We start from the raw sequence: 26,778 nt of genomic DNA on the forward strand, positions 1-26,778 counted from the left end.
GAAGGCTTCATTCTGTCCAGCCGGATCAGAGGTGCATCGCAATTTGCATGTAACCTGGTATACAATGAAGCATGCATACCGTAAAAGGGGGGGCTAATGATGGCCTTTGGCGCAAGAATGGCGAAAACAGGCCTGGCGGTCACGCTGGCTCTGTACATAACGATGCTCCTGGGGCTTCAATCGCCGGTTGTTGCCGCAATTGCTGCGATTTTTGCCATGCAGCCGTCGATTTATCGGTCCTGGAGATATTTTCTCGATCAGCTTCAAACCAGCACGCTGGGTGCGGTCATCGCGGTGCTCTGGGGAACGTTCTTATCTAATCAGCCGATCTCCGTCGGGCTGGTATGTACACTGGTTATTATGATTTGTATCCGGCTGAATATGGGCGAAACGATCGGCCTGACGCTGGTCACCGTCATTTCCGTGATGGAGGCCTCCGGGCAGTGGGATTTTGCGCTCAACCGGTTCATCATGACGCTGGTCGGTATTTTTTCTGCCTTTTTCGTAAATGTCTTCGTCTTTCCACCCAAGCCGAAGGAGCAGTATTTCAAGCAAATCCAGCACGTATTTGTCAAAATGTCGCTGCTGCTTCGTTCCGCCATTTCGCATGAAATGAAGGACTCTGTATACCGGGAAGAGCTGAAGCAGCTGGGCGGAGCCATTAAATCTTTGAGCGACAAGTATGCTCTGTTCGAGGAAGAACAGAAGAAGCTGAAGCGCCCCAAATACAGTCAGTCGCGTCAGCTGGTCGTATACAAGCATTTGCTGGAATCCCTCCAGAAGGGCTATGATATTCTGACTGCTGTGCATAATCATTATTTTCAGGCCCAGCGATCGCTGGAGCTGGATCAGCGGCTGGACGAGAATCTGGAGCGGCTGATTAAATTCCACGAGCATATTTTATGGAAATTCGAAGATAAGCTGAAGCCGAACGCGGAGGAGGCAGAGCATATGGCTTTTGAGAATCAGCGGTTTATGGATGATATGTCCCGAATTGTACCGGCGTCCTCTTCCAGCTTCCGAATCGCGGTGGTTGCGGCGGCGATGTATGATTACGGTCATATGCTGGAAAGGCTGAATCAGGTAGCGGATCATATCTCCCGCTTTGTTGACCGGAAGAAGGATGGCCGCAGTATTTTGGCGTGGCTGAAAAAATAAAGAGCTAAACAATGAGGGGGGAGTCAATTGACCATCCAGGATCAGGATTGGCAGGAAGAACAGCAGCGGGTTACCGAGATTACCGATATCATTGATCACTATATTCAACGGTTAATGAAGCAGGTCGGCGGCGTTCGCGGTGACGTCATCGAGATGAGAAAGGACTTCTGGGACGAGGTCACCATCAATTTCAGCGAAGCCGATGATGTTGGAGAAACATCCACCAATCTCCGCCAGCAATCCCAGGTACTCTCAGAGCGGGAACGGACCCATTTACAGGCGAGCAAGGCTCTGAAAAAATATCGGAAGCTTGTGGACTCGCCGTATTTTGGCCGCATCGACTTCAGAGAATCGGGAGAGAGCGCAGCGGAGCCCATTTATTTAGGGATCGGGTCGGTCATGGATGAAAAGCTGGAGAACTTCCTGGTCTACGACTGGCGGGCGCCCATTTCAAGTCTTTATTATGACGGAGCACCGGGTGAAGCTCAATATGAGACGCCTTCCGGCATGGTGAAGGGCGAGATGAGCCTCAAGCGCCAATTCGTCATCCGGGACCGTCAAATCCAGGTGCTGTTCGATACCGGCGTAACGATCGGTGATGAGCTGCTGCAGCAGGTGCTCAGTCACAGTGCTGACGACAAGATGAAAAATATCGTCGCCACCATCCAGAAGGAGCAGAATGCGGTTATCCGTAACGACAAAACGCGAATGCTCATCGTCCAGGGCGCCGCGGGGAGCGGCAAGACCTCGGCAGCGCTGCAGCGGGTGGCGTATCTGCTCTATAAGTACCGGGATACGCTGCAGGCCGACCAGATGATTCTGTTCTCGCCGAACCCGCTGTTTAACAGCTATATTTCGACGGTGCTCCCGGAGCTTGGCGAGGACAATATGCAGCAGACCACATTCCAAGCCTATCTGGAACATCGTTTGGGCCGGGAATTTGAGCTGGAGGATGTATTCACCCAGACAGAACAGCTGCTGGCTGAGCATGATGATCCAGGGCTTGAGGCGAGAAGAGAAGGCATTGCCTTCAAATCTGGGATGGGCTATCTGCGCTTGATTCAGACTTACAAGGAGCATCTCGAAGCCCGGGACATGCTCTTTCGTCCCATTGTATTCCAGGGTCGGATTATTGTGTCCAGAGAAGAGATGGTGCGGCAATTTTACAGCTTTGATCCCGCCATCAAGCTTGCGAACCGGCTGGATCTCATGCGTGACAGGCTGCTAAAGGCGTTATCATCCTTTGCGGCCGAGGAGCGGAAGGCGGATTGGGTGGAGGATCAGATCCAGCTGCTGGACCAGGATGATTATCAGCGTGCGTTTCAGATCATGCGCAGGAAGCAGCGCAAGGGAGAGCTGAGCTTCGATGATTTTGATGCCGAGAAGGAAGCACTGGCCCGGATGGTGGTCAGTACCCGGCTGAAGCCGCTTCGGCAGTGGATCAAGAACTACCGTTTTGTTGATGTGGTGGGGCTGTACCGGCGATTGTTCCAGGATGCTTCCATGACTGCCGAGCTGCTGGATTCAGAAACCTCGCTGCCCCGGGAGTGGGACGAGATCAGCCGCCAGACTTTGGCCAAAATGAACAGCAAGGAGCTTTATTACGAGGATGTCACGCCCTATTTGTATTTAAGAGAGCTGCTTCAGGGATTTCGGACGAACACCTCGATCCGTCACGTGATTGTGGACGAGGTTCAGGATTATTCCGTGTTTCAGCTTGAATTTCTAAAGCGGCTGTTCCCCCGGGCCAAGATGACCGTGCTGGGCGACTTGAACCAGGCCATTTATGCCCATGGAGAAGCACTGGGAGAGCTCCAGAGCCTGGTCAGCCTGTACGGCGAGGCGGAAACCGAGGTCATTTCGTTAACGAAGAGCTATCGCTCTACTCGCGAAATTGTAGAATTTACTCGCCAAATGATTCCAGGAGGAGAGCATATTACTCCCTTTCATCGCCCAGGTCTCCCGCCAAAGGTCATCCCGGTGGAGTCGGAGAAGCAGCTGGAGGAGCTGGTGGCACAGGATTTGCAGGAGCTGCAAGCCCAGGGCTATCACTATGTGGCGATGATCTGCAAGACAGAGGAGGAGAGCCGCGGGGTGCACCGCCGCCTATCACCACGAATGCCGATTCGATTGATTACCAAATCAACACCGGCATTTGAGCAGGGCATTCTCGTTGTGCCTGCTTATTTAGCGAAGGGCGTTGAATTTGATGCCGTGCTGATCTATAACGGCTCGGATGAGCTCTACTCCCGCGAGAGGGAGCGCAAGCTCTTTTATACCGCTTGTACCCGTGCTATGCATGAGCTGCACATTTATCATCTCGGAGCGAGGAGTCGCTTCCTTCCTTCATAGAAACGGCTTGGCCTGTATTCAAGGACCTGGAATCCTTGGAGACAGGCTTTTTTTGTCTTCCAGAAAATACATGGGACTAGCCCTTCATTTTTTGTAGAAAAAAGTCGAAATATGTCTCATTACAGGGAATCTGTGAAAAACGAATGAAAAGGAAGTCGGTCTATGAAAATCAAGACGAAATTGCTGCTGTCGTCCTCCATTGTGGGTGCTGTAACGGTGGTCATGATCCTGTTTGCATTCTGGAATGCAAAATCGACAGAGGAACGGTATAAGAACCTTATTCAAGAAGGTCATACGATGATTTACAATTTATCGCAAATGCAGTGGCTGCTAGCCGGGATCGCGAATGATGAACGCGGATTTTTGATAACCGGTCTAGAGAGCTATGTGCAGTCCATGGAGCAGAAGCAGAAGCATTTTCTTGAATTGTCAGCCGATACCAGGCAGCGGAGTCAAGCGCCAGAGGATCTTCGTGTGATCCACGAAATTGACCAGGGCTTCAAAGCCTATGAGGCCGCCATTCAGGAGGTGCTGGAGAAGGGCGGACTATCGAGCCCTGGCGCGGCTCCGCCGGCATTTGCCCAGTATGAATCGGCATTCGAGGCCGAACGGGACATTCGTAAAGCCTTCACTCCGCTGGTGGATCAGTTCAAAGAAAGAAAAGAGGCAGAAATGGAGCAGCGCATGGCGGATATTTCCTCAGCCAATCTGCTGCGGAACGAGGCGATGCTTGCCGCCGGGATCATTGCCGTCATCTATTACATGCTTCAAAGCCGGATGCTTATAGCTTCGATCAAGCCCTTAATCCGCATGAAGAGCGAGCTGGAGGACATAAGCCGCGGGGGCGGAGATCTGGCCTCAAGGCTTCAAGTGCGCAGCCGCGATGAGATTGGCGAGGTAGCTCGTGCGTACAACGCGCTGCTGGATTCCTTCCGCTCAATGGTGGTGAACATTAAAGACTCCGCCACCCAAATCGCCGCTACCAGCGATCAGCTGTTCACCGGCTCTTCTGAGATCCGGGACGCGTCCCGCCATACTTCCTCGATCATGGAACGGCTTGCAGACGGCACGAACCATCAGCTTGAAGTCAGTGAAGCGTCGATGGGCTCGCTGACCGATATGGCTGCCGGAATCGGCGTTATTCATCATGCAGCAGCACACACCTCCGAGGTGTCGGGCGAAGCGCAGGTGCTCTCCTCAGAAGGCGAAGAAGCGGTCAAGCGGACTTTGCAGCAAATGGAGGAAATTCGGGGCCGCACAAACCGCTCTGCGGAAGCGGTCAAGGAGTTGGGAAGCAAAGCGGAGCTCATCGGCTTGATGGGAGAGACGATTAATTCGCTCTCATCGCAAACCGGACTGCTGGCTTTGAACGCGTCCATTGAAGCAGCCCGGGCAGGAGAGCAGGGAGCAGGATTTGCTGTGGTAGCTTCTCAGGTCAGAAAGCTGTCAGAGCAGTCCAATGCCAGCTCCGCAGAGATCAACCGTTTCGTTGAAGAAATCACGAAGGACATACACACGCTGGAGCATGCCATGGAGGAGGAGGTTCTCACGGTAACCAGGGGCATCCAGGCTGCCCGAGGGGCGGCCGAGGCGTTTCAGCACATTGATCAGTCCATCCTTTCACTTAATACACAGATCCAGGATATTCAGCAGTCCTGTGCCCAGCTTTCACGGCAGGCGGACGCAATGATGCATGGCATCGAAAGCATGCTGGAGAGCAATCGAAATGCGGCTGCAGGGACGCAGAGCGTCAGTGCCGCTGCCGCTCAGCAGCTGGCTTCCATTGAGGAAATGACACAATCGGTGGAGTCTTTGAATGAAATGTCCGCACGACTGGAGCGGGAGATGTCCGGGTTTAAGGTGTGAGGCCTGCCACAGCGTCCACAGCGACGCAGCGGCAGCCATTTTTATCATGTATATTGCGGGCGCAAAACCCACATTATAGAAGGGTCAACTGATGTTAAAGGTGGTCTTCTCATGGACAATAAGAAATGGGATCTCGCCGCACTGGCCTCGGTTCCCCTCATCATGACCTTGGGAAACTCGATGCTCATTCCCATACTGCCGCAAATTGCTAAAGCGCTCGGCATCAGCTCCTTGATGGGCAGTATGCTGATTACGGTGTATGCCGTAACAGCTATTCTGATGATTCCAATCGCCGGATATTTATCTGACCGGTTCGGCCGCAAGAAGGTCATTATCCCGAGCCTGATCATTACGGTGCTCGGCAGCGGCATCTCGGCCGGTGCAGCGTGGCTGCTGGGAGGCAGCGCCGCGTACATCGTGATTCTTGCCGGGAGGCTGCTGCAGGGAATTGGCGCAGCCGGTGCATTTCCCATCGTCATCCCGCTCGTTGGAGATATGTTTAGCGAGGATGAGAAGGTAAGTAAAAGTCTGGGCGTCATTGAAACGTCGAACACCTTTGGCAAGGTGCTGAGCCCGATTCTGGGAGCGTTTCTGGGTAGCTTCATCTGGTTTCTGCCCTTTCTGGCCATCCCGGTTCTCTGCGCGGTATCCCTGCTGCTCATCATATTCCTGGTGAAATCGCCAGAGCATGAGAAGACCCAGCAGTCGATCCGGGAGTTCCTCGGTACGACCAAGGATGTGCTTCAAGAAAAGGGTCGCTGGCTGTATGCGATTTTTGCAATTGGCGGTATTGCCATGTTCGGCATTTTTGGCGTGCAATTTTATCTATCGGAAACTCTAGAGAGTGCTTATGGCTTGACCGGCATTGTCAAGGGACTGGTGCTGGCGATTCCACTGGCAGCCTTGTGTCTGGCTTCGTATCTGACCGGGAAATTCACAGGGCATAAGAAGGGGCTAATGAAGTGGACGGGCTTCGCCGGCATGGCGCTGCTCACAGGCTCTCTGGTCATCATCGGCTTTAGCGAGCAGATTTATTTTGTCATTGGATTTATGACCGCGGGCAGCATCGGAATCGGTCTGGTGCTGCCCAGCATGGATACGCTTCTCACCGAGGGTGTAGAGGAGGAACAGCGAGGAACGATCACCTCCTTGTATAGCAGCATGCGCTTTATCGGAGTATCGCTGGGTCCACCCGTTGTGTCCTTGCTGCTTGGCGCCAATCATTGGGTGCTGTTCCTGACCTTGGCTGTGGTTGCTGCTGCCGGGGCCCTGTTGACGCTGCTCGCGGTGAAGCCGGAGGAGGGCGAAGGCGGGACCGGAGAAGTCAAGCGTGTCCAGTTCAAGCCGCCTGCCGGTGCTGCGAAAAACCTTGTCCGCAAATAGGGCAAGGTTTTTTGGCTGCGGATATATTTAACACCGCTCTGATCATATTCCTTTATAATAAGCGTATCAATCGGTTCTTAAAGGAGGTATGATTCATGGCAGCATTTATTAATTTTGCTCACCGGGGAGCTTCAGGAGCAGCGCCGGAGAATACAATGGCAGCCTTTCACAAAGCGTTGGAGCAAGGCGCGAACGGTATTGAAACCGACGTACAGATGACCTCGGACCACAAGCTCGTTCTGATGCATGATGAAGCGGTGAACCGGACGACCAACGGACAAGGATACATAAAGGATTACACGCTCTCTGAGCTGCAGCAGCTGGACGCCGGATCATGGTTCAGCGAAGCGTTCAAGGGAGAGCAGGTGCCTGAGCTGAAGCAATTGCTCGCTCTGGGCAAAGCCCGCGGGACGTTCATCAACATTGAGCTGAAAAATGGAATCATCCCTTATCCCGGGCTGGAAGAGGAAGTGATTGCTGCCGTCCGGGAGTATGGTATGGAGGAGCGCGTCATCATCTCCAGCTTCAATCACTATTCTCTTGTGCATTGTAAGAAACTTGCGCCGGATATTGTGACGGCCATTCTGTATATGGAGGGTCTGTACCAGGTATGTGACTATGCGCAGACTGTCGGGGCTGACGCCCTGCATGCCTTCAAGTATGCTGTCCTTCCGGAGCTTGTGGCAGAGGCTCGGGACAGAGGACTTGCGTATCATCCCTTCACCGTGAATGCTCCCGACGAAATGAAGGGGCTGTTAAAGGCTGGGGTGAGCGGCATCATTACCGATTATCCGGATGTTCTCCACGCGTTGCTGCAGCAGGAAGAGGTGTAGCTGCTTGAAAAAATCATGGCTGCTCGGCTTTGGATTTTTCAGTATCAGCATGACCTGGGCGCTGTATAACGCCTTTGTTCCCTATTTTTTGGAGGACTATCTTTCCTCTGTTGCACTTATTGCTTTTTTTATGACGCTGGATAATTACTTCGCGCTGTTCCTCCAGCCCTGGGTCGGTAACCTGAGCGATGCAACCCGTACCCGGTTCGGGCGGAGAATGCCCTTTCTGCTTCTCGGCATGCCGCTTGCGGCAGTATTCACGGCTCTGATCCCGTTTCATACCGGGCTCCTGACTCTAATTCTGTTCATGATGCTGATGAATCTGGCCATGAGCCTGTACCGTTCACCGACGGTGGCGCTGATGCCGGATGTAATGCCGGAGCGGGAGCGGACCAAGGCCAATGGCGTCATTAACTTCATGGGCGGTGTGGGGGCGATCCTGGCGTTCGGTGCCGGCTCCGTGCTGTATGAGGCGAACGAGATCTATCCCTTTATCGCGGCTGCCGCCATCACGCTAATTTCCTTGCTGATTCTGTCTACCCGAATTCAAGAGAACCGAGACGTGCCAAGTATTTCAACACCGGACAAGTCCCTAAGACGGGTGTCGTTCAAAGGGCAGCTTGATCGGACCACGGTGCTGCTGTTATGCGCGATCTTTTTCTGGTTCGTGGCGTATCAGGGGGTTGAAACGCTCTTTACCCTATATGGCAAAAATCATGTAGGCCTGACCGAGGGGGAGGCTTCCTTCTCCCTTCTGTTCTTCTCGCTGTTCTTCGTATTGTTTGCGATTCCCAGCGGCTGGCTGGGCAAGCGTTTCGGGAAGAAGAGGATGATCCTGACTGGCGTCCTTGGCTTGATGGCTGTGTTTGCGGTCATGCCCTTCATCCATTCATTGCTTCTGCTGCGCTTGCTTCTCGCTGCAGGAGGTATATTCTGGGCCTGCATTAACATCAATTCCTATCCCTTTATCATTTCTACCGGGAGCGAAGAGAGCATTGGAACCCGAACCGGATTATATTACCTTGTCTCTTCGATGGCTGCCATTGCATCGCCTCCGCTGCTCGGTCAGATGATCGATTGGCTGGGCTACCCGGTTCTGTTTATTGCGGCATCGATCAGCATGCTGGCTGCATTGCTGTGCATGGCGGCAATACAGGAGAGGGGAGAGAAGCCTTCTGCCGGCTTAGGCAACCCTGCTGCTCCCTCTGTGAAATAGAATTAGAAAAACCATTGCATAAATCTAACACAATATGTAATATTAAAACCAGGCATTTTGGACAAGGCCTGGTTTTTTTGTTATTTTGTTAGATTCATTTTAAAGATAACGCAGGAGGGATACGATGACACAAGCCATTAAAATTGGCATCGTCGGCTACGGTAATCTGGGCCGAGGTGTAGAGAAAGCCATCAAGCAGAATCCGGACATGGAGTTAACTGCCGTGTTCTCCAGAAGAGATCCGAACGGAGTAGCTTCCGAAGTGAAGGCAGTACATATTTCCGAGGTGGATCAATATAAAGATGAGATTGATGTCTTGATCCTTTGCGGCGGCTCAGCGACAGATCTGCCGGAGCAGGGACCTGAGCTGGCCGGAAGATTTCATACCGTAGACAGCTTTGACACGCACGCTAAGATTCCTGAATATTTCGACAGTGTGGATGCGGCTGCGCGCGAGGGCGGCAAGGTCAGCGTCATTTCCACGGGCTGGGATCCAGGGCTGTTCTCCTTAAGCCGTCTGATCGCTGAATCGATTCTGCCAGAAGGCAATGAATACACGTTCTGGGGCAAGGGCGTCAGCCAGGGCCACTCCGATGCCATTCGCCGTGTAGAGGGCGTCAAGAATGGTGTTCAGTACACCATTCCGAAGGAAGAGGCGCTGAACCGTGTCCGCAGTGGAGAAAATCCAGAGCTCAGCACCCGGGAGAAGCATCTGCGTGAATGCTACATTGTTGCGCAGGAGGGTGCAGATCAAGCGGCCATCGAGAAGGAAATCAAGGAAATGCCGAACTATTTTGCCGACTATGATACGGTTGTGAATTTTATTTCCGAGGAAGAGCTGAAGGCGAACCACTCCGCTATGCCTCATGGCGGCACCGTGCTTCGCAGCGGCCTGACCGGAGAGAACAGCAAGCAGATCATTGAATTTGGTCTGACGCTGGACAGCAATCCTGAATTTACAGCGAGCGTGCTGGTCGCTTATGCACGTGCTGCATATCGTCTGGCTCAAGCCGGTGACCAGGGCGCAAAGACAGTGTTCGATATTCCATACGGCCTGCTGTCGCCTAAATCTGCCGCGCAGCTTCGGAAAGAGCTGCTATAATTTCAGCAGCATGCCTCAAGAATCGGGCTTGAATTGTACGGCGTATTGAAGCACAGGGCTGCACAAGACCTTCTGTGACTGAGGCAATCCAGGCATCCGTTCTTCCGGGAACGGGTGCTTTTTTTGGCGTTTAAAAGACTTGGGCAGCAACCCGCTCTTGACCTGTCTTGCGGCAGGACGGTTTCCCCTTCATAATGTAGAGATCAGGAATAATGCCTGGAAGCTGCGCGGGACGGGGGGGGGATGATGATGCAATGGCTAGCCATGCTGACGATGCTGGTGGACCATGTCGGGCTTGTTTTTTATCCCGGTGAAGAACTATGGAGGATTATCGGCAGAATTGCGTTTCCGCTGTACGTATACGCCCTGGTGCTGGGATATGGCCGGACCTCATCGAAACGGCGTTATTTTATAAGATTAGGCGTGATTGCGTTGGTGTCCCAAATTCCTTATCAGCTCTCTCTCAATCCCGAAGGGCTGAATGTGGTTGTGACACTGCTTGCAGGAGGGCTTGTGCTGTATGTGATGGAGAAGGTGGATCCGGCGGCATCCATCCTCATTGCCGTGATCGCTGCGGTGCTGATGGAGGCGCTGAATTTCGATTATGGGTCCTACGGTCTGCTGCTGATCTTGATCTTCCGCTATGCTGAGGGTCAGATGCTTGCAGCGTGGCATCTACTACTGAACGTGGTGTTCTGGTATTTGTACGGCTGGGAAATTCAGATGTGGAGTGTTCTGCCGACGTTCCTCATTGTCTATGGTCCTGCCGTCTGGAAAGAAATCGAGAAGGTTCGGGTTCCTTCCTGGGTATGGCGGTCCTTTTATCCCGTACATATGATTATTCTTGCCATTGTGCAGAGGTTATAACGGCAGGGCAGGATGGCCTGCTGCAGGTATGAGGGAATCACAGCTGGACATGAATAAGGGGAGGAACCTGGAATGATGAACTTTGCCATCGCCGTAGGCGTACTGTTGTTTGCTGCCGCCGGCTATTTGGCTTATCGAAACTCTAGGCTGATATCCATGCAGCAGGAGTCGGGACAAAAATATGCTCTCCCTGCATGGTACACGGTATGCATGGGGAGTGAGCTGCCGGAAGCAGAAGAGGATGCTATTCCGCTATGGGCGATGGAATATGAGACTGCAGATGGTGTCTATAAGGCCGGTCTGTGCCGGGTACCCGGGGATACTGCGGGAGATTTAAAGCTGGAGCAGGCAGAGCAAATGCTGTCAGCGCATGTGAAGACTGCAAGGACAGGGGGCACATACATAAGTCACCGCACATTCGAGGACCGGCTGCAAGATGAACAAGAGCGGAACATGGCGAAGCGCTTAAGCCAGGCGGCAGCCAGGGTCTGAATATTCATCCTGTGGGTTCGGGTCAAACTCCCTATCAGCAGGGTAATGTAAAGAAAAAAGGCTGAAAAGGAGTTTTTCGCATGAAGACGATACAGATCGGCAGGACGGCAGTTTCTGTGCGGACAGGTGATATTACAGCCTGGTCGGGTGATATTATAGTGAATGCGGCAAATTCCGGACTACTGGGAGGCAAGGGTGTGGATGGAGTCATTCACGCGGTTGGAGGCCCCGAGATTATGGAGGAATGCAAGAAGATCCGTCAGCTTCAGGGCGGATGTCCTCCCGGGCATGCTGTGCTGACCTGTGCCGGTCTCTTGAAGGCGAAGCATGTGATCCATACCGTCGGCCCGATCTGGGAGGGAGGCGGTAGAGGAGAGGATCATACGCTCGCAGAATGCTATAGAAGCTCCCTTCAGCTGGCTAATGAAGTCGGAGCCCGAACGATTGCTTTTCCAAATATTAGCACGGGCATTTACGAATATCCGAAGCCATTTGCGTGCGATGTGGCTTTAAAGAGCATTACGAACTATTTAAAAGAAGAGCGTCCGGAGAACCGGCTGGAGGAGATCGATCTGATCTGTTTTGATCCGGAAAACGAGGAGCTCTATGTACAGCGTCTGGAGCAATTTGCATAAACTCAGGCGTGGAACGCGGAGGTTGGTTGTCAATGGCGGATTTATCGGAACATGAAGAGCTGTCTCTGCACCTGCTGGTGGTGCTCGCAAGGGCGTACAATTCAGTCTTCGCCCATTCGACTCGAAGCATTCAAGCCCACGGCCTTAATTCAACAGAATTTGGCGTTCTGGATGTGCTATACCATAAGGGCCCCCAGCCGCTGCAAAAAATCGGAGAAAAGGTGCTGATCTCCAGCGGCAATATTACATACGTCGTGGACAAGCTTCAGAAGAAGAAGCTTCTGATTCGCCGCGCATCCCAGGAAGACAGGCGTGTCATTTTTGCTGAGCTTACGGTGGAAGGGAAGGCTCTTTTCGAGGATATGTTTCCGGGACATAAGCAAAAAATCGAGCACGCCGTCTCTGGTCTGACGGAAGAAGAGAAGCTGCAGGCTGTGGCGCTGCTGCGCAAGCTGGGTACGACCGCCGAGGAGAGCTTCCGCCGGTAATTCCAGTTGGAAGGAAAGAAAGTTACGTCGGTTCTATGCAAGTGCAGGTCGCAGCCGTTGAAGAAAGGACGAGGATGAATTGATACATGATATAATTTCACGCTTGGAGGACCTGGAGGTTAAAGAGCTGCTGGCCTACTCTGTGTTTCCGGACCCGGAGCTTCTGGATGAGGTCGTGGATTCATACCGGAGGGGACATGGAATGGAGCTTTACGGGTATGAGGAGGAAGGGGTGCTTCTGGGAATTCTGGGTGTAGAAATGAACGGAAGTGAAATGGTGATCAAGCATATCGCTGTTCTTCCAGAAAATCGGGGCAAGGATTACGGACGGGGAATGCTGATGGAGCTCATGCTTCAAAAATCTCCCGAGCGCGTGATTGCGGAAGCGGACGAGGATACGGTGGGCTTTTACCGCTCCATCGGCTTTCAAATTTACAGCCTGGGCGAAGGCTACCCCGGAGCGGAACGCTTTCGCTGTATTTATGAGGTAGAGGAAGACGAAGAATAGCAGCAGGTATGAATATAAGCAAGGACTGCTTAACCATTCAAGACGTGGTTGAGCAGTCTTTTTTTTTGTGGGATGTAAAAGGTACCAGGGAGGCATTGACATCCAATCTCGTCCTGAGATATAGTTTGACGGTAAAACGGTTTGAATATAAAACTAGTTTACGAAGTAAAGGAGGAACCGTCATTAACGACACCAAGAATTGCATCGAACGCTATATTGAAGCGGATCTCGCAGTCAGTCGCAGGATTATTGCCGATACCAGAGACAAGATGGGCATTGATCTGACCCGGGAGCAGTTTCAGACGCTGCGGATGATCCGCAGCCACGAGCAATGCACCTCCAAGCTCTTGTCAGAGCTTCTGTGCGTAGGGAAGAGCTCAATCAGCTCCAATGTGAACCGCATGGAAGAGCGCGGCTGGATTGAGCGGCATCGTGACGATGAGGACCGCCGAGTCGTTTATTTGTCGTTGACAGCAGAGGGGGAGAACGTTCTGCAAAGCTCGGAGCAGCTGCTGCAGTCTGTTGTCGCATCGTATATGACTCATTTTGAGCCGCAGGAAGTCGAGCAATTTATTACGCTGTTTGAGAAGCTGGCGAAGCTAATGCAAGAGTAAGAAGGGGAGTAGAAGCATGAGATTGATATTGAAGTCCAAGTGGGCGTTGCTGGTCATCTGGCTCGTTATGGCTGTTGCCTTGATGATGGCCGCGCCGCCAATGAGCGAGCTCGTTCGCGAGAAAGGTCAGCTGTCTGTACCAGATGGCTATACCTCGTCCAAGGCGGCGGAACTGCTGCGTGAAATGAATGCCGGAGGGGAGCAGGAGCAGCAGATTCAGTCGGCGATGATTTTTTATAAAGAGCAAGGGCTGGGTCAGGATGACAAAGAGCGTGCCCAAGCAGCGGTAGAGAGCCTAAAGACTCAAGGGGAAGCTCTGGGCGTCACGTCGGTGATGAATCCCTTTGATGAGCCGCAGCTGGAGGACAAGATGGTGTCCGAGGACGGCAAGGCGGTAATGATTGCGATTTCCTCAGATGCTAAAGTGATGGAGCCCGGAGAAACACGCAGCCTGATTCATGAAGCGCTGGGAGACATCGGAGTCGATTACTACATGACCGGCAGCGAGCTCGTCAATGAAGATACCATTCAGGGGTCACAGGACGGACTGAAGAAAACGGAATACATAACGATCATTTTCATTCTGGTCATTTTATTTGCCGTGTTCCGTTCATTGGTTGCCCCCTTTGTGCCGCTGCTGACTGTGGGTCTGAGCTATCTGGTGTCGCAGTCGATTGTAGCTTTTCTGGTGGACAGTGTTAACTTTCCACTGTCAACCTTTACACAGATTTTCATGGTGGCCGTTATGTTCGGGATCGGAACAGATTACTGCATCCTGCTGATCAGCCGCTTTAAGGAGGAAATGAGCCGGCAGGAGGACATTTCTTCTGCGATTGTGGAAACCTACAGGACGGCAGGCCGAACCGTTTTTTTCTCCGGGCTTGCGGTCTTGATCGGATTTGTATCCATCGGAATGTCGCAGTTTATTCTGTACCGCTCGGCAGTAGCGGTAGCTGTTGGTATCGCGGTCATGCTTGCAGCCTTGTTCACGATCGTGCCGTTCTTCATGGCCGTTCTGGGCAGCAAGCTGTTCTGGCCGTCCAAAGGCTCGCTGGAGCATAAAGAGAGCCGGCTATGGGGGATGGCAGGTGCCTTTTCGCTAAAGCGCCCGCTGGCGGCGCTGATCGTGGTTGCTGTCATCTGCGTTCCGTTTCTGGTAACGTACAGCGGCCAGCTGTCCTTCAATAATATGGAGGAAATCAGCGAGGATTATGAGTCTGTGAAAGGATTTAACCTGATTGAGTCGGCCTTTGGCGCTGGACAGTCCATGCCGGCTACCGTCGTGATCAAGAACGACGACCGTCTGGATACGGGAGAATATCTTGCTTTGACTGAAGCCATAACCCGCAGCATCTTGAAGGTCGAGGGGGTAGAAGAGGTTCGCAGCGCCTCCCGTCCGGCGGGTGACGAAATTGAGGATTTCCGGATTACAGCCCAGGCGGCTGCGCTGGCAGAAGGGATCGGCCAATCGACAGACGGGCTGTCCCAGATCGGCTCCGGCCTGTCGGAGGCGAGCCGCCTGCTGAGTCAAAATGAGCCTCAGCTTGCTGAAGCCGCTGTCAGCAGCAGCAAGCTGACGGAAGGCACAGCGGAGCTGAATCAGGGCATCGGTGAGCTGAGCGCAGCATTGGCGCAAATTCAAGGCGGCATGACAAGCGGCGCTGCCGGCGCCGGGGAGCTGGGTACAGGATTGCAGCAGGCAAAGGCTAGCGCACAGCAGCTGGCCAATGCGCACCAGGAGCTGCTTGCGGGTTACCAGGCGGCCGGGGATGGGATTTCCGTTCTAGGCAAATCTATGGGAGAGGTGCTCGGCAGCCTGCAGGGCGTTGAGCAAATGCTGGCAGGGCTGCAGCCCTCCTTTACTGCACTGGAGGCCGCGGAGCCGCAGCTGCAGCAGAATTCGGATTATATGAATATCCGGGAAACAGTAACCCAGACCTCAGCAGGTCTGTCTCAGCTGTCTTCAGGCGTTCGTGACATGGAAAAGAACACTCTGCAGGCGGCGGAGGGCTTGAAGCAGGCGAATCAAGGCTATGCCGCGGCTGTATCCGGACAAGAGGCGCTGACTTCAGGGCTCAGCCAGATTCTTCAAGGCATTCAAGCGTTGGAAGACGGTCTGGAGCAGGCGGCAGAGGGACAGGGTGCAGTGATTCAGCAGCTGCCGGATATTCAGTCAGGTCTGACCCAGATTGAGGAAGGCCAGCAGCAAATTGAGAATGGTTTTAAGGAGCTGTCTGGGCAGCTGGGCGCGCTCACCGGAGGATTAGATGAGAGTGTCAAAGGGATTTCTCAGATTCAGGATGGATTGACAACAGCCCAGACCTATCTGGCGCAAATCGAGAATGCAGGTGATCCGGAAACCAGCGGGTTCCTCGTTCCAGAGGAGGCCTTGTCTGATCCCGAGATGACGCGGGTCTATGATACTTACATGTCTCCCGACCGTAAGCTCATGACGCTGGACGTTGTTTTTGCAGGCAATCCTTATGCAGCTGAGACATTAACCCGTATCGGCGACATTGAGAATGCAGTGGCGACGGCGGTCAAAGGGACCAAGCTGGAGCAGGCGGAAACCGCGGTGAGCGGCGTGACGAGCACCTATGCGGATTTGAAGCAAATTTCTGATGAGGATTACAATCGTACAGTTACTCTGATGCTGGGCGGGATTTTCCTCGTGCTGGTGCTGCTCTTGAGATCGGTGGTCATGCCTATTTACTTGATGGTGGCCCTGGTCGTCACCTATTACGTCTCCATGGGCGTAACCGAGTTTGTGTTCGTGGACCTGCTAGGTTATACCGGCATCAGCTGGGCAACGCCATTCTTTGGATTTGTGATGCTTACTGCGCTAGGGGTGGACTACAGCATCTTCCTCATGGATCGCTTCAACGAGAACAAGGAGCTGGACGTTCAGAGCGGCATCTTGTACGCGATGAAAAATATGGGCACGGTCATTTTGTCTGCGGTTCTCATTCTTGGCGGCACCTTTGCTGCGATGTACCCGTCCGGCGTGCTGTCTATGATGCAGATTGCCACCGTGGTACTAACCGGCCTGGTGCTATACGCTCTAGTATTTCTTCCATTTTTCGTTCCCGTGATGGTGAAGCTGTTCGGCCGGGGCAATTGGTGGCCTTTTAAAGCCGGAAGCGATAAGGAGCGAGACTCCAGCCAGATGGCTGCCTGATTTCAAAGCTTGAAGGCAAATTACCGTTTCCACCCCCTCCGGCTGCGGCATATCATATCGCAGTGAGTCTGGTGGGGGTGGAGTTCATGGTATATTGTTACACCGCCGTCGGCGATTCCCTGACGTATGGCTTGGGGGCGCTGCCGGGAAGCGGATTTGTTCCTCTATACCGGCGGATGGCGGAGGAATATGTTAAGGAATTTGTAGCTTATGATCAGCTGGGCATACCGGGACTGACCTCTTGTGAGCTGTACGAACGGATTCGCCGCGATCCGCAGTTTCGCAGCAGCCTGAAGGGTGCCGCGATTATTACGATTTCGGCTGGCGGAAATGATCTGATCCGGGCGGCGCAAGACTCTGAGACTGACTTCAGACCGGAGCTGCTGGAGCAGGCGCTGTCCCGCTGCAAGGCCTGCTGGCAGGGTATAGTGAACGAAATCTGCAAATTGAAAAAGGGAGGACCCGCCTCACCCTACCTGATCCGGGCGGTGGGTCTATATAACCCCTACCCTTCGCGGATTGAGGCGGCAGCGTATGTGCACCGGCTGAATGGATTTCTATCCGGATTGCTTCCGACGGCGCAGGTTTACTCCTTGTTTGCGGGCAGAGAGCAGGAGCTGCTGTCTTCCGATGGCCTTCATCCCAATGCCAAGGGGTACCGCCTGATTGCAGAGCAGCTAAACCGTCTGGGGTACAGGCCATTATAAAAAAAGCCGCTTCATTCCGATATAGTAGGTAGAGGTGATATTGATGGCGAAAAAAGGCCAAACATTCCAATCCTACAGTCTAGATATGAAGAAAAGAGCAATCGCCATGCGCTTGGACGGCATGACCAAGAAAGAGGTCGCTCAAGAGCTGCAAATATCCGATATTGGACGGCTGAAAATCTGGATGCGTAAATACAGGGAGCTGGGGGAAGAGGGATTGATTGACCGCAGGACCCTGAGAAGCACTCCATCCGAGGAGGACGATTCCCTTCAAGCACAGTAGACTGCCCGGTACCGACAGTCCAGAACGGAAATGAGTCATGAGGCAAATGCACCTATTTTGCAGCAGCCGGGCGAATGCCCTGTCGTTTGCAGTCCTCCCTCATATACTGTGGTATGTTTCACAAAAGGGAGGGATTCTTGTGAGCGGAACAGCTGGAGCATATGGAGCATATGGAGCAGGTAACTCTGTCGGCGCAATTCTGGTGCTTTTCATTTTGCTGGTAATCATCACTAGCGCGTTCATCTAATTGGAGCATTCTTAGCCGCAAACTCCTTACTTTCCTGCAGCAATCCCGGCAGCATGCAGAGAGAAAGGTGGTCACCTCGGTGATCCGCTGAAGTGTCCTCGTTTTACTTGAGCCGCCCGTCAAGATCCTGGATCTTGGCGGGCGGCCTGTTTTATGGTCTCGGATTCTCGATTCCGTAGATAACGACAAAAAAAATCGGGCGCCCTTTGCAGAGCGCCCTCATGGGAGAGGAGAAACCGGACGAAGAGCTTATGGGGAAACGTAAGTCTTCTTTCGCGGTTGTCTACGACACTTTTGATGTCGATAATGTTAGAATGCCCGGATCTTGCCAGGAATATACCCCATTGGCAAATTTCATTTTCAGGGGGATCTCTTTTTCATCGACCATAGATTATGTTACGATATTCTCATTCAATGCCATCATTTTCATACAAGAAACGACATTAGGACAGGAAACGGGTGAAATACTAGTGAGAGTAATATCGGGTCGTGCCAAAGGCCGGCCGCTGAAAAGCGTTCCGGGTACGGGCACCCGTCCCACGACGGATAAAGTAAAGGAAGCATTATTTAGTATGATCGGGCCTTATTTTGACGGAGGTGCCGCGCTGGACCTGTTTGCGGGCACTGGCGGACTGGGCATTGAAAGCATTAGCCGCGGAATGGACAAGGCTGTATTTATTGACGCAGACAGCAAGAGCCTGGACACGATCAAAGCCAATCTTGCCGCAACCGGCTTTACGTCCCAGGCGGAGGTGTTCCGCAATGATGCCGCGCGTGCATTGAAGGTACTGGAGCGCAGAGGCTACAAATTTGACCTCGTGTTTCTGGATCCGCCCTACCGGATGAAGAACGGCGATGCGCTGATGACCGAGCTGAGCGATAAGGGACTGCTCCATGATGACGCTCTGATCGTGCTTGAGTATGAATCGTCCTACACGTATCCAGAGACGCTGGAGGGCTTCCGGCATCTCCGCAGTGCACGATACGGTGAGACCGCGGTTTCCATCTACAGATTTACGGGATCCAGCAGCAAGCCGGAGCCATCCGGCGAGGAGGAAGCTTGACTATGACCACAGAACCGCAGAAATCATACCGCATTGCCGTTTACCCCGGCACGTTTGATCCCGTTACGATGGGACATATGGATATTATTACGAGAGCGTCCCGGCAATTTGACCTGCTCATCGTGGCTGTCCTGAACAACATGAGCAAGAATCCGCTGTTTACGGTGGATGAACGCAAGGATCTGCTCGCCCAGGTCACGGCTCATCTGCCCAATGTGCAGATTGACAGCTTCAGAGATCTGTTAGCCAACTATGTCCGGCAAAAGAACGCCAATGTTATTGTGCGCGGAATCCGGTCGGTGACGGATTTTGAATACGAGCTGCAGCTGGCTTCCACGAACCACAAGCTTAACCCGGATGCAGAAACGATCTTTATGATGACGAATCCGAAGTATTCTTATCTCAGCTCCAGTCTGGTGAAGGAAATTGCCCACTTTCATGGAGATACTACAGATCTGGTGTCTCCTGAGGTGGATGCTGCCCTCCGCCGTAAGCTCAATCCTTCCGCTGAATAAAGAAACGGGACGTGAGGCTGAAGGCAAGGACCAGGACAAGCCCAAGTACGACCTGCCAAAGAAAAAGGTCCACAAAAGAATCCCAGCCGCTGAAGCTGAGCCCGTTATGGGCATACTCCGCAGGAATGCTGCCGAACGCCGGTGCTGCCGGGGGCAGCAGTCCTTGAAGCGGCTTCCATATCAACAGCGTGATTCCGGCGGCGTAGAGCGCATGCAGCAGTCGATGCCCCGCGTAGGCCCGCCAGGAAATCGCGCGCTCCTTAATGATAGACAAGCTCTGGAGCTGGCCGCTGAGACCTCCCCAGGCTAACAGGGAAGAGAGCAGTGCTAACTGAGTGGGGGTCGTCCCGGTGAACGCATGGCTTAATGCCTGCGCGCCGGTGTACAGCTCCAGAGTCCCGGAGGTCAAGCTTCCGGGTACAATAGGGAAGTAATGCTGCAGCAGAGAGATCAGCACAGCAAAAATAATAATGTACCCGCCGGTTATCATCAGCGTCTGAACGGAGCGGCTGACCGAATCGCCGAGCAGCCTGCCCAGGCTGCGTCCGTCTCGGGCCCTGGCCTGCCCGGCTGCCTGCGCAGCCCTTAGCAGCAGAGGACTTGTATGCTGGTGGTGTGGCACGGACGGGATGTCATCGCTGCTCTGATGCTTGCGTGAGCGTGTCCACGCCGCCAGCAGTCCTCCTGACCAATGCGCTATTAGCAGCACGTAGCCAGCGGCAGGGTCCTGCAGCATGCCGGCTCCGACGACGATCAGAATGGCCATCGGGCTGCAAAAATGTGATAACGACGCAAGTCTGCCGGTCAGCTGAGGACTCAATCGGTCCTGCTGGGCCAGCGTCTGCGCCGCCTGCGCTCCGGCCGGAAAGCCGGCAGTCATGCCGGTAACGAGCACCCAGCCTGCTTGTCCCGGCAGCTTCAGCACGCGGCGCATCAACGGCTCCAGCAGTACGCCTGCGCCGTGGGAAGCGCCGCTTGCCAGCATGATTTCGGTCAGTACGAGGAAGGGCAGCAGCGCCGGGAAGACGATATGCCACCACAGCTGTAACGCATGAAGCGAAGCCTCAAAAGCAGTTTCCGGTCCGCTGACAATGGCTGCAACGAGCAAGAATGCCGCCGTTCCCAGCAAGACCGTGATCCAAAGGCCGGCCTTCAGACCGTCGGCAGGGTCTTTATTCATAAGGGGTCTCCTTCCTGCGTAAACATGGCTAGTACCATTTTATGCAGGGATGACAGCCCTTTAGACCTTGTGTACAAGGACTTCAGCTGGACTACAGCTGCATCCGGGGGAAGGAGACATCAAATGAACAGAACAAGAAATTCAAGTGGAATGAGAGTCGCCGCTTATCTGCTGCTGGTCGCTGTCATGGTGTACGTTATCGTCTACATGCCGACTCCCTACATGATCTATCAGCCGGGCAGCGCGGAGGAAATCAAGCCGATGATTTCGGTGAATGGCGGAGATTCCGAGGAGCAGGGGGCATTTATGCTGACAACGGTGTCGGCGAGCTATGCCAACATTGCGCTTCTCGCCTGGTCGGCTGTCAATCCTAACAGCGAGGTCGTACAGAAGGAGCAGAAGCTGGGTGACCAGAGTAAAGAGGAATACAGCGCGACCCAGATCTATTACATGAATACCTCACAGTCACTCGCCGTGGAGGCGGCATATACCGCTGCAGGGATTCCGTACAACATTGTGCCGGATTATATGTTTATCCGTTCCGTCCCGGACACGTATGGCAGCGAGGCTTATTTCCGTCCAGGTGACAAGCTGATGAAGGTGAACGGAACGGCTGTGTACGATCATGAGGCTTTGACCAAAATCATTCGTACACTGCAGGCCGGTGACCGCATTCAGGTACAGCTGGAGCGCAGTGGCAAGCCGCTTGAAGTGACTCTCCCGCTGGTCGAAATTACAGACAGCGCAACTGGGGAAAAAAGGCCGGGCCTCGGCGTACTCATTGCAACCATGCAGACGATCCAGCCGGATCATCCGGACCATAAGGTAGCCTTCTCGGCTACGAATATTGGAGGGCCCTCCGCGGGATTAATGTTTACGATGGAAATTTACAATCAGCTGACTCCCGGAGATTTGACCAAAGGATATGTTGCAGCCGGTACGGGGACGATAACGAAGGAGGGGACGGTGGGCCCCATTGGCGGAATTGTGCACAAGATTGTGGCTGCCGATCGTGAAGGGGCAGAGATATTCTTCGTGCCGCGCCAAAATTTCGAGGACGCCAAGTCCCGTGCAGACCAGATCGGCACGGGCATGAAGCTGGTGCCGGTAGAGAAATTGCAGGATGCGCTGGATTATATGGAAAGCCTCCCGCTTAAAGCCGCAGCGGGGGCATAAGGTAGTCCTCGTACATCCAGGACGTGTGCGGATCAGGGTAGGCTCCGGCATAAGCTGCGGAAGCTTGTACATCGAGCTCCAGCTGAGGATGCTCCAGGTCCGAGGCCTGCATAATGACCGGAAGGGCAGCACTTTTTTTCATGGCCTTCAGCAGCTCCTGACCGCGAGAGCTGAAGCCGAGCACCCTGATATAGCCGGGTCCATGGGCAAGACGCTCCCGGCTCAGCTCCTCCTTGCTGTGCTGAAGCAAAATATGCAGCAGCATCCGCTGCAGCTTGGTTCGCGTATAGCGTTTCGTTTTCAGGGCGCTAATCAGCTCTTCAACGGATGGCTGGGGGAGGAGCGGCAGCAGTCTCTTGATCCGGTGCTCCAGGCCTTCGCTGACCTCCAGCATACGGCTAAGTCCACGAGTGCTTAAGGTTTGGAGCAGCAGAAAGAGCGGTTGTTTGAAAGCCTCCCAATCCACAGGACCCCGCCCTAGTGCGGTCTCTCTTCTCAAAATATCCAGGGTATAGCGGGGCATATACGGTGCTGCCGCTTCCAGGCCCTGCTCCCGAATGATGCGCCGGATCGAGGTGGCGCTGGCGATCGTCGGCCCGGCTGGCAGCGGATCATGGTACTGTGCCGCTTCCCGGGGAATTGTATATGCCTGAATGGGACTGTTTAGTCTCCGCAATGCCATCAAATAGTGCAGTCCTAATGTGTTGTTCGGCTTGCCCAGCAGCGAGGTAATCTCGGCGGCTTCAGCCGGAGATGAGCCTTGAGCCGCTCCGGCAGCGGCCGCATAGGCTGCAGGATAGCTGTGCCCGAGGCTCATCTGGCGGTGCAGCTCTTCCTTGAACGGGCTGTCCTCGGCAGACAGCAGCGCCGCGAGAGGGGTCAGCTCCCCCAGTGTGCCGCTCTCTGAGCCGAAGCAGAGGCTGTCTACAACACCGGTAGCGTGCAGCAGCGAAACAGCGCCGTAAGCGAACCATTCGGCAGGCTGTATCGCATAGGCAGCAGGAAGCTCGATGACAAGGTCAGCTCCCATGGACAGCGCCATTTCGGTCCGCGCCCGTTTGCCGGCCAGAGCAGGCTCTCCGCGCTGCAGGAAATTCCCGCTCATGACAGCGACTGTACGCTCTGCCTGGGCGATGGCCTTGGATTTCTTATAGTGCAGGACATGTCCATTATGAAGCGGGTTGTATTCCACGATGATTCCAACGGTTTTCACGAGATCAGCTCCTTGAACAAAATATATCATAAACACATTCCGCTTTTCTCGATAATCATAGAAATGACCTGAAGCGCCGTGCTATACTCATTTTCAAACGGAAATTGCCCTGATCTTCATGCATACCCTGTTGACAAAAGGCGCAAAGAATCGGTATAATAAATTTTGTTTGTTTGGAGTGATGGATATGCTTATTCAATTTCGTAAATTGACAACCAGCGATCAACCGTTACAATTCCATCAAACCGTGGATGTCAGTCAGACGGTGAAGGGCCGGAAGGATATTATTGAGGTGAAGCCGCTTCAAGCGGATTTGGCTGCAAGATCCTCCGTTGACGGCTCGATAGTTGTAACCGGGCGCCTGCAAGGCGATTTGGTTATGCACTGCTCCAGATGCCTGGATCCGGTGAACGAACATGTAGACATCCCTTTTCATGAAGTATTCCAGCCGGTAGACAGCCTGGACAACCTCCAGGATGAAAATGATGATATCACGTATGTAGAAGGTGAGAGTGTGGATCTTGCCGACTATGTGAAGGAAGCATTGCTGCTCTATTTACCGCTGGCCCCGGTGTGCAGGAAGGACTGCAGCGGTCTTTGCCCGAAATGCGGCAGAGATTTGAATGAAGGCTCCTGCGGCTGCGACACGGAAGTGATCGACCCGAGGCTGGCCGGGCTGAAGGACTTTTTTAAATGATGATGGATTTAACATCCCGTCTTGGCGGGCTGAACGGATAAGGAGGTGGGAACATGGCAGTACCTCAACGTAGAACGTCCAAAACACGTCGTGACAAGCGTCGTACTCACTTTAAGCTGGCTGTGCCAGGCATGGTGAAATGCGAGCAGTGCGGAGAATTGAAATTGGCTCACCGCGTATGCAAAGTGTGCGGAACGTACAAAGCTAGAGAGATTATCAAACAATAGTTTTATTACAAGTAGTACTTCATCTATGGTGAGGTGCTATTTTTTTTGTCCGGTGTTCTCTTTCTTTTTAGGGGGACATCCTTTATACTTAATCTTAGTACCAGGTTCTAAATATAGCGGAATGCATGCAGCATCCGCTGAAATATACTATATGGACGGCGCTATTGCGGCAGAAGGAGGCCGAAGCACCATGGAACGTCTTCCGAAGAAGGAACGCCACCAGTCGCTGATGAGAATGATCGAGGAGAACCCTTTTGTCACCGATCGGGAGCTGACACGGCAGCTGAAGGTGAGCATTCAGACGATACGGCTTGATCGGATGGAGCTGGGGATTCCGGAGCTGCGTGAACGGATGAAGCAGATGGCCGAGCACTCCTACGACCAGGTCAAGTCCCTGTCGCTGGAGGAGGTCATCGGAGACATTGTCGATTTGCAGCTGGACAAGAGCGGGATTTCGATTTTTGAGATTCGGGAGGAGCACGTATTCAGCAGAACGAAGATTGCCCGGGGACACAATGTATTCGCTCAGGCGAACTCGCTGGCGGTGGCTGTGATTAATGATGAGATTGCCCTGACGTCCTCTGCGGATATCCGATTTCTGAGACAGGTGCGTCTGGGGGAGAAATGTATTGCCAAGGCATACGTACGAACCCATGCTGCCCAAAAGGCGAAGGTTGAGGTGTTCACCTACGTCGGTGACGAAATGGTCTTTCAAGGGAATTTTGTCGTCTACCGTTCGGCAGCCGAGTGACACTTTTCGAAGGAGGAAACCGCAAGTGAGAATTGCAATTGATGCCATGGGAGGAGACCACGCCCCGCACAGTAATGTAGAAGGAGCGCTGGCTGCTGCCCGGGAATGGAAGGATACTGAAATTGTTCTGGTCGGTAATGAGGCGGCCTTGACGCCGCTGCTGAAAGACCGCCCTTCAAATTTGCTTCTCCAGCCTGCCAGCGAGGTGATCGAGGCGGAGGATGAGCCGGTTCGCGCCGTCCGCCGCAAGAAGGATGCCTCGATGGTCGTTGCAGGGCGGATGGTCCATGAGGGACAAGCGGATGCGATGATTTCTGCCGGCAATACAGGAGCCCTGATGACAACCGGCCTGCTGGTTGTCGGCCGGATGGAGGGCATCGAGCGCCCTGCGCTCGCACCGATGATCCCGACCGTGGACGGCAAGGGAGTGCTTGCTCTGGATCTGGGAGCCAATATGGATGCCAAGCCGGAGCATTTGCAGCAATATGCCTTGATGGGAAGCCTGTATCGGGAAAAGGTACACGGATTGTCCCGTCCCCGGGTCGGACTGCTGAACATCGGCACCGAGGCGGGAAAAGGCAATGAGCTGACCAAGCATGCGTATCCGCTGCTGGAGTCGCTTTCGATTCATTTTGTAGGCAATGTGGAATCACGGGATATTATGAATGGCGTCTGTGATGTCATTGTGTGCGATGGCTTCGCCGGTAATATTATGCTGAAATCCATCGAAGGCACAGCAGGCACGCTGTTCTCGCTGCTGAAGGAGCAGTTTGGGCAGTCGCTGAAGACTAAGCTGGCCGCTGCTCTGATGATGCCGCAATTGCGGAATCTGAAATCTATGATGGATTACAAGGAGCATGGAGGCGCACCGCTGCTCGGTTTGAAGGGGCTTGTCGTGAAGGCCCATGGATCTTCTGATGCCAATGCTATCAAGAATGCTGTCCGGCAGGCCAGGTTTGCCGTTCAGAATCATCTCGTTCAGAGTATCTCAAGTGAAATCAGCAGGAAGTGAGTGAGAGTATGAATAACCAATTACGTCCGGTTGGCATTATCGGGGCCGGTAAATACGTACCGGAGAAAGTCCTGACCAATCAGGATCTGGAGAAGATGGTCGATACGTCGGATGAGTGGATTGTGTCCCGTACCGGAATCCGCGAACGCCATATCGCTGCTCCGGAGGAGGCTACGTCAGATCTGTCTTACCATGCTGCGGTCAAAGCGCTGGAGGCTGCAGGCATGTCCGGTGAGGAGCTGGACCTGATCATTGTGGCGACCATAACGCCGGATATGTTCTTCCCTTCTACAGCTTGTCTGCTGCAGGAGCGTCTTGGCGCGAAGAAAGCTGCGGCCTTTGATCTGTCGGCAGCCTGTTCGGGCTTTGTCTATGGCCTGGCGACAGCAGTAAACTTTTTGCAGACCGGCATGTACAAGAACGCCCTCGTTATTGGCGCAGACTGCCTGTCGCGGATCACAGATTATACCGACCGGAACACCTGCGTCCTGTTCGGCGACGGCGCGGGTGCAGTTGTCCTGGGCGAGGTACCGGAGGGACGAGGCTTCAAGGCCTTTGATCTTGGAGCGGAAGGTGCCGGGGGATCTCACCTGTACCTTGAAGGCGGCGGCTCACGCGTGCCGGCTTCATTGGAAAGCATTGAGGCCAAGAAGCATTCCATCTTCATGAATGGCCGGGAAGTGTTCAAGTTTGCTGTCCGTGTGATGGGCACAGCAACGGAGAAGGTGCTGGAGAAAGCCGGTGCGTCCAAAGAGGATGTGGATCTCTTTATCCCGCATCAGGCAAACATCCGGATTATTCAGTCAGCGATGGAGCGTTTGTCATTACCACCGGAAAAAGTAGTGATCAACGTGGACAAATATGCGAATACCTCTGCCGCTTCTGTTCCGCTCGCGCTTGTTGAAGCGCTGGAGGAGGGACGGATCCAGGAAGGCGATACTGTGCTTATGGTCGGCTTCGGTGGCGGCCTGACCTGGGGAGCAGCTGTCCTGAAATGGTGATCCCCTGTCGCGG

At 53.6% G+C, this 26,778-nt stretch carries 27 protein-coding genes; 25 read left to right on the forward strand and 2 right to left on the reverse strand.

Going from position 1 to position 26,778, the window contains the following annotated elements:
- Window positions 1-99: 99 nt before the first annotated feature.
- From ACH6EH_RS06225 to coaD, 19 genes are all read left to right on the forward strand, one after another.
- A complete protein-coding gene (locus tag ACH6EH_RS06225) occupies window positions 100-1,158 on the forward strand; it encodes an FUSC family protein (protein ID WP_397331900.1) in 1,059 nt (352 codons plus the stop codon).
- A 27-nt stretch (window positions 1,159-1,185) separates the two neighbouring features.
- The gene (gene helD, locus ACH6EH_RS06230) at window positions 1,186-3,510 is read left to right on the forward strand and encodes an RNA polymerase recycling motor HelD (RefSeq protein WP_397331579.1); all 2,325 of its coding nucleotides are present in this window, start codon (window positions 1,186-1,188) and stop codon (window positions 3,508-3,510) included.
- Between the two features lie 162 nt (window positions 3,511-3,672).
- The gene (locus ACH6EH_RS06235; protein WP_397331580.1) at window positions 3,673-5,376 is read left to right on the forward strand and encodes a methyl-accepting chemotaxis protein; all 1,704 of its coding nucleotides are present in this window, start codon (window positions 3,673-3,675) and stop codon (window positions 5,374-5,376) included.
- 111 nt (window positions 5,377-5,487) lie between these two features.
- Window positions 5,488-6,759 carry a bacillibactin exporter BcbE gene (bcbE, locus tag ACH6EH_RS06240; RefSeq protein WP_397331581.1) on the forward strand — a complete coding sequence of 424 codons (1,272 nt, stop codon included), beginning with the start codon at window positions 5,488-5,490 and terminating at the stop codon, window positions 6,757-6,759.
- 95 nt (window positions 6,760-6,854) lie between these two features.
- Complete coding sequence (locus ACH6EH_RS06245) at window positions 6,855-7,592, forward strand: glycerophosphodiester phosphodiesterase (protein ID WP_397331582.1); 738 nt, start codon at window positions 6,855-6,857, stop codon at window positions 7,590-7,592.
- Window positions 7,593-7,596: 4 nt separating this feature from the next.
- Window positions 7,597-8,808, forward strand: coding sequence for an SLC45 family MFS transporter (locus tag ACH6EH_RS06250; RefSeq protein ID WP_397331583.1), 1,212 nt, complete (start codon window positions 7,597-7,599; stop codon window positions 8,806-8,808).
- 124 nt (window positions 8,809-8,932) lie between these two features.
- Window positions 8,933-9,910 carry a diaminopimelate dehydrogenase gene (locus tag ACH6EH_RS06255; RefSeq protein ID WP_397331584.1) on the forward strand — a complete coding sequence of 326 codons (978 nt, stop codon included), beginning with the start codon at window positions 8,933-8,935 and terminating at the stop codon, window positions 9,908-9,910.
- 243 nt (window positions 9,911-10,153) lie between these two features.
- Complete coding sequence (locus tag ACH6EH_RS06260) at window positions 10,154-10,777, forward strand: TraX family protein (protein ID WP_397331585.1); 624 nt, start codon at window positions 10,154-10,156, stop codon at window positions 10,775-10,777.
- Between the two features lie 72 nt (window positions 10,778-10,849).
- Complete coding sequence (locus ACH6EH_RS06265) at window positions 10,850-11,269, forward strand: hypothetical protein (protein WP_397331586.1); 420 nt, start codon at window positions 10,850-10,852, stop codon at window positions 11,267-11,269.
- An 80-nt stretch (window positions 11,270-11,349) separates the two neighbouring features.
- Window positions 11,350-11,904 (forward strand): macro domain-containing protein, encoded by a 555-nt coding sequence (locus ACH6EH_RS06270; RefSeq protein WP_208202537.1) that lies wholly within the window; start codon window positions 11,350-11,352, stop codon window positions 11,902-11,904.
- 32 nt (window positions 11,905-11,936) lie between these two features.
- Complete coding sequence (locus ACH6EH_RS06275) at window positions 11,937-12,392, forward strand: MarR family winged helix-turn-helix transcriptional regulator (RefSeq protein WP_397331587.1); 456 nt, start codon at window positions 11,937-11,939, stop codon at window positions 12,390-12,392.
- A gap of 103 nt (window positions 12,393-12,495) precedes the next feature.
- A complete protein-coding gene (locus ACH6EH_RS06280) occupies window positions 12,496-12,900 on the forward strand; it encodes a GNAT family N-acetyltransferase (protein WP_397331588.1) in 405 nt (134 codons plus the stop codon).
- A gap of 125 nt (window positions 12,901-13,025) precedes the next feature.
- Window positions 13,026-13,514, forward strand: coding sequence for a MarR family winged helix-turn-helix transcriptional regulator (locus tag ACH6EH_RS06285; protein WP_397331589.1), 489 nt, complete (start codon window positions 13,026-13,028; stop codon window positions 13,512-13,514).
- A 16-nt stretch (window positions 13,515-13,530) separates the two neighbouring features.
- Window positions 13,531-16,692, forward strand: a complete 3,162-nt coding sequence (locus ACH6EH_RS06290; protein WP_397331590.1) for an MMPL family transporter — start codon at window positions 13,531-13,533, stop codon at window positions 16,690-16,692.
- An 86-nt stretch (window positions 16,693-16,778) separates the two neighbouring features.
- Window positions 16,779-17,399: a GDSL-type esterase/lipase family protein gene (locus ACH6EH_RS06295; RefSeq protein ID WP_397331591.1), complete on the forward strand. Its 621-nt coding sequence runs from the start codon at window positions 16,779-16,781 to the stop codon at window positions 17,397-17,399.
- Window positions 17,400-17,484: 85 nt separating this feature from the next.
- Window positions 17,485-17,682 carry a helix-turn-helix domain-containing protein gene (locus ACH6EH_RS06300; RefSeq protein WP_233280999.1) on the forward strand — a complete coding sequence of 66 codons (198 nt, stop codon included), beginning with the start codon at window positions 17,485-17,487 and terminating at the stop codon, window positions 17,680-17,682.
- Between the two features lie 139 nt (window positions 17,683-17,821).
- Window positions 17,822-17,929, forward strand: coding sequence for a sporulation protein YjcZ (locus ACH6EH_RS06305; protein ID WP_138226218.1), 108 nt, complete (start codon window positions 17,822-17,824; stop codon window positions 17,927-17,929).
- Window positions 17,930-18,399: 470 nt separating this feature from the next.
- Window positions 18,400-18,993, forward strand: coding sequence for a 16S rRNA (guanine(966)-N(2))-methyltransferase RsmD (rsmD, locus tag ACH6EH_RS06310; RefSeq protein ID WP_397331592.1), 594 nt, complete (start codon window positions 18,400-18,402; stop codon window positions 18,991-18,993).
- 2 nt (window positions 18,994-18,995) lie between these two features.
- Window positions 18,996-19,508: a pantetheine-phosphate adenylyltransferase gene (coaD, locus tag ACH6EH_RS06315; protein ID WP_138226169.1), complete on the forward strand. Its 513-nt coding sequence runs from the start codon at window positions 18,996-18,998 to the stop codon at window positions 19,506-19,508.
- On the opposite strand, the gene ACH6EH_RS06320 is transcribed toward coaD, so the two are convergent.
- Complete coding sequence (locus ACH6EH_RS06320) at window positions 19,489-20,688, reverse strand: nucleoside recognition domain-containing protein (protein WP_397331593.1); 1,200 nt, start codon at window positions 20,686-20,688, stop codon at window positions 19,489-19,491. The genes coaD and ACH6EH_RS06320 overlap by 20 nt on opposite strands.
- Before the next feature lie 123 nt (window positions 20,689-20,811).
- Here ACH6EH_RS06320 and ACH6EH_RS06325 point away from each other — a divergent pair, with 123 nt between their 5' ends.
- Window positions 20,812-21,864, forward strand: a complete 1,053-nt coding sequence (locus ACH6EH_RS06325; protein ID WP_397331594.1) for a SepM family pheromone-processing serine protease — start codon at window positions 20,812-20,814, stop codon at window positions 21,862-21,864.
- On the opposite strand, the gene ACH6EH_RS06330 is transcribed toward ACH6EH_RS06325, so the two are convergent.
- Window positions 21,842-23,077: a nucleotidyltransferase gene (locus tag ACH6EH_RS06330; RefSeq protein ID WP_397331595.1), complete on the reverse strand. Its 1,236-nt coding sequence runs from the start codon at window positions 23,075-23,077 to the stop codon at window positions 21,842-21,844. The genes ACH6EH_RS06325 and ACH6EH_RS06330 overlap by 23 nt on opposite strands.
- A 187-nt stretch (window positions 23,078-23,264) precedes the next feature.
- On the opposite strand from ACH6EH_RS06330, the gene ACH6EH_RS06335 reads away from it, so the two are divergent.
- From ACH6EH_RS06335 to ACH6EH_RS06355, 5 genes are all read left to right on the forward strand, one after another.
- Window positions 23,265-23,774, forward strand: a complete 510-nt coding sequence (locus ACH6EH_RS06335; protein ID WP_138226165.1) for a YceD family protein — start codon at window positions 23,265-23,267, stop codon at window positions 23,772-23,774.
- Window positions 23,775-23,827: 53 nt separating this feature from the next.
- Entirely contained in the window at window positions 23,828-24,001 is a 174-nt protein-coding gene (gene rpmF / locus ACH6EH_RS06340; protein WP_006211382.1) for a 50S ribosomal protein L32, read from the forward strand.
- A gap of 190 nt (window positions 24,002-24,191) precedes the next feature.
- Window positions 24,192-24,752: a transcription factor FapR gene (fapR, locus tag ACH6EH_RS06345; RefSeq protein ID WP_138226164.1), complete on the forward strand. Its 561-nt coding sequence runs from the start codon at window positions 24,192-24,194 to the stop codon at window positions 24,750-24,752.
- 25 nt (window positions 24,753-24,777) lie between these two features.
- Entirely contained in the window at window positions 24,778-25,764 is a 987-nt protein-coding gene (gene plsX / locus ACH6EH_RS06350; RefSeq protein WP_397331596.1) for a phosphate acyltransferase PlsX, read from the forward strand.
- Between the two features lie 8 nt (window positions 25,765-25,772).
- Entirely contained in the window at window positions 25,773-26,765 is a 993-nt protein-coding gene (locus tag ACH6EH_RS06355; protein WP_138226162.1) for a beta-ketoacyl-ACP synthase III, read from the forward strand.
- The last annotated feature ends 13 nt before the right edge of the window (window positions 26,766-26,778 follow it).

Source organism: Paenibacillus sp. JSM ZJ436, assembly GCF_044383795.1.
Taxonomy (GTDB): domain Bacteria; phylum Bacillota; class Bacilli; order Paenibacillales; family Paenibacillaceae; genus Paenibacillus_AQ; species Paenibacillus_AQ algicola.

What these genes read in the sequence shown, in the direction of transcription:
- ACH6EH_RS06355 (WP_138226162.1), top strand. Translation starts at nt 25,773, where the DNA reads ATGAATAACCAATTACGTCCGGTTGGCATTATCGGGGCCGGTAAATAC.
- ACH6EH_RS06295 (WP_397331591.1), top strand. Translation starts at nt 16,779, where the DNA reads ATGGTATATTGTTACACCGCCGTCGGCGATTCCCTGACGTATGGCTTG.
- ACH6EH_RS06225 (WP_397331900.1), top strand. Translation starts at nt 100, where the DNA reads ATGGCCTTTGGCGCAAGAATGGCGAAAACAGGCCTGGCGGTCACGCTG.
- ACH6EH_RS06235 (WP_397331580.1), top strand. Translation starts at nt 3,673, where the DNA reads ATGAAAATCAAGACGAAATTGCTGCTGTCGTCCTCCATTGTGGGTGCT.
- ACH6EH_RS06335 (WP_138226165.1), top strand. Translation starts at nt 23,265, where the DNA reads ATGCTTATTCAATTTCGTAAATTGACAACCAGCGATCAACCGTTACAA.
- ACH6EH_RS06275 (WP_397331587.1), top strand. Translation starts at nt 11,937, where the DNA reads ATGGCGGATTTATCGGAACATGAAGAGCTGTCTCTGCACCTGCTGGTG.
- rpmF (WP_006211382.1), top strand. Translation starts at nt 23,828, where the DNA reads ATGGCAGTACCTCAACGTAGAACGTCCAAAACACGTCGTGACAAGCGT.
- ACH6EH_RS06255 (WP_397331584.1), top strand. Translation starts at nt 8,933, where the DNA reads ATGACACAAGCCATTAAAATTGGCATCGTCGGCTACGGTAATCTGGGC.
- ACH6EH_RS06325 (WP_397331594.1), top strand. Translation starts at nt 20,812, where the DNA reads ATGAACAGAACAAGAAATTCAAGTGGAATGAGAGTCGCCGCTTATCTG.
- ACH6EH_RS06245 (WP_397331582.1), top strand. Translation starts at nt 6,855, where the DNA reads ATGGCAGCATTTATTAATTTTGCTCACCGGGGAGCTTCAGGAGCAGCG.
- ACH6EH_RS06265 (WP_397331586.1), top strand. Translation starts at nt 10,850, where the DNA reads ATGATGAACTTTGCCATCGCCGTAGGCGTACTGTTGTTTGCTGCCGCC.
- fapR (WP_138226164.1), top strand. Translation starts at nt 24,192, where the DNA reads ATGGAACGTCTTCCGAAGAAGGAACGCCACCAGTCGCTGATGAGAATG.
- coaD (WP_138226169.1), top strand. Translation starts at nt 18,996, where the DNA reads ATGACCACAGAACCGCAGAAATCATACCGCATTGCCGTTTACCCCGGC.
- ACH6EH_RS06320 (WP_397331593.1), bottom strand. Translation starts at nt 20,688, where the DNA reads ATGAATAAAGACCCTGCCGACGGTCTGAAGGCCGGCCTTTGGATCACG.
- ACH6EH_RS06300 (WP_233280999.1), top strand. Translation starts at nt 17,485, where the DNA reads ATGAAGAAAAGAGCAATCGCCATGCGCTTGGACGGCATGACCAAGAAA.
- ACH6EH_RS06290 (WP_397331590.1), top strand. Translation starts at nt 13,531, where the DNA reads ATGAGATTGATATTGAAGTCCAAGTGGGCGTTGCTGGTCATCTGGCTC.
- bcbE (WP_397331581.1), top strand. Translation starts at nt 5,488, where the DNA reads ATGGACAATAAGAAATGGGATCTCGCCGCACTGGCCTCGGTTCCCCTC.
- ACH6EH_RS06270 (WP_208202537.1), top strand. Translation starts at nt 11,350, where the DNA reads ATGAAGACGATACAGATCGGCAGGACGGCAGTTTCTGTGCGGACAGGT.
- ACH6EH_RS06260 (WP_397331585.1), top strand. Translation starts at nt 10,154, where the DNA reads ATGATGATGCAATGGCTAGCCATGCTGACGATGCTGGTGGACCATGTC.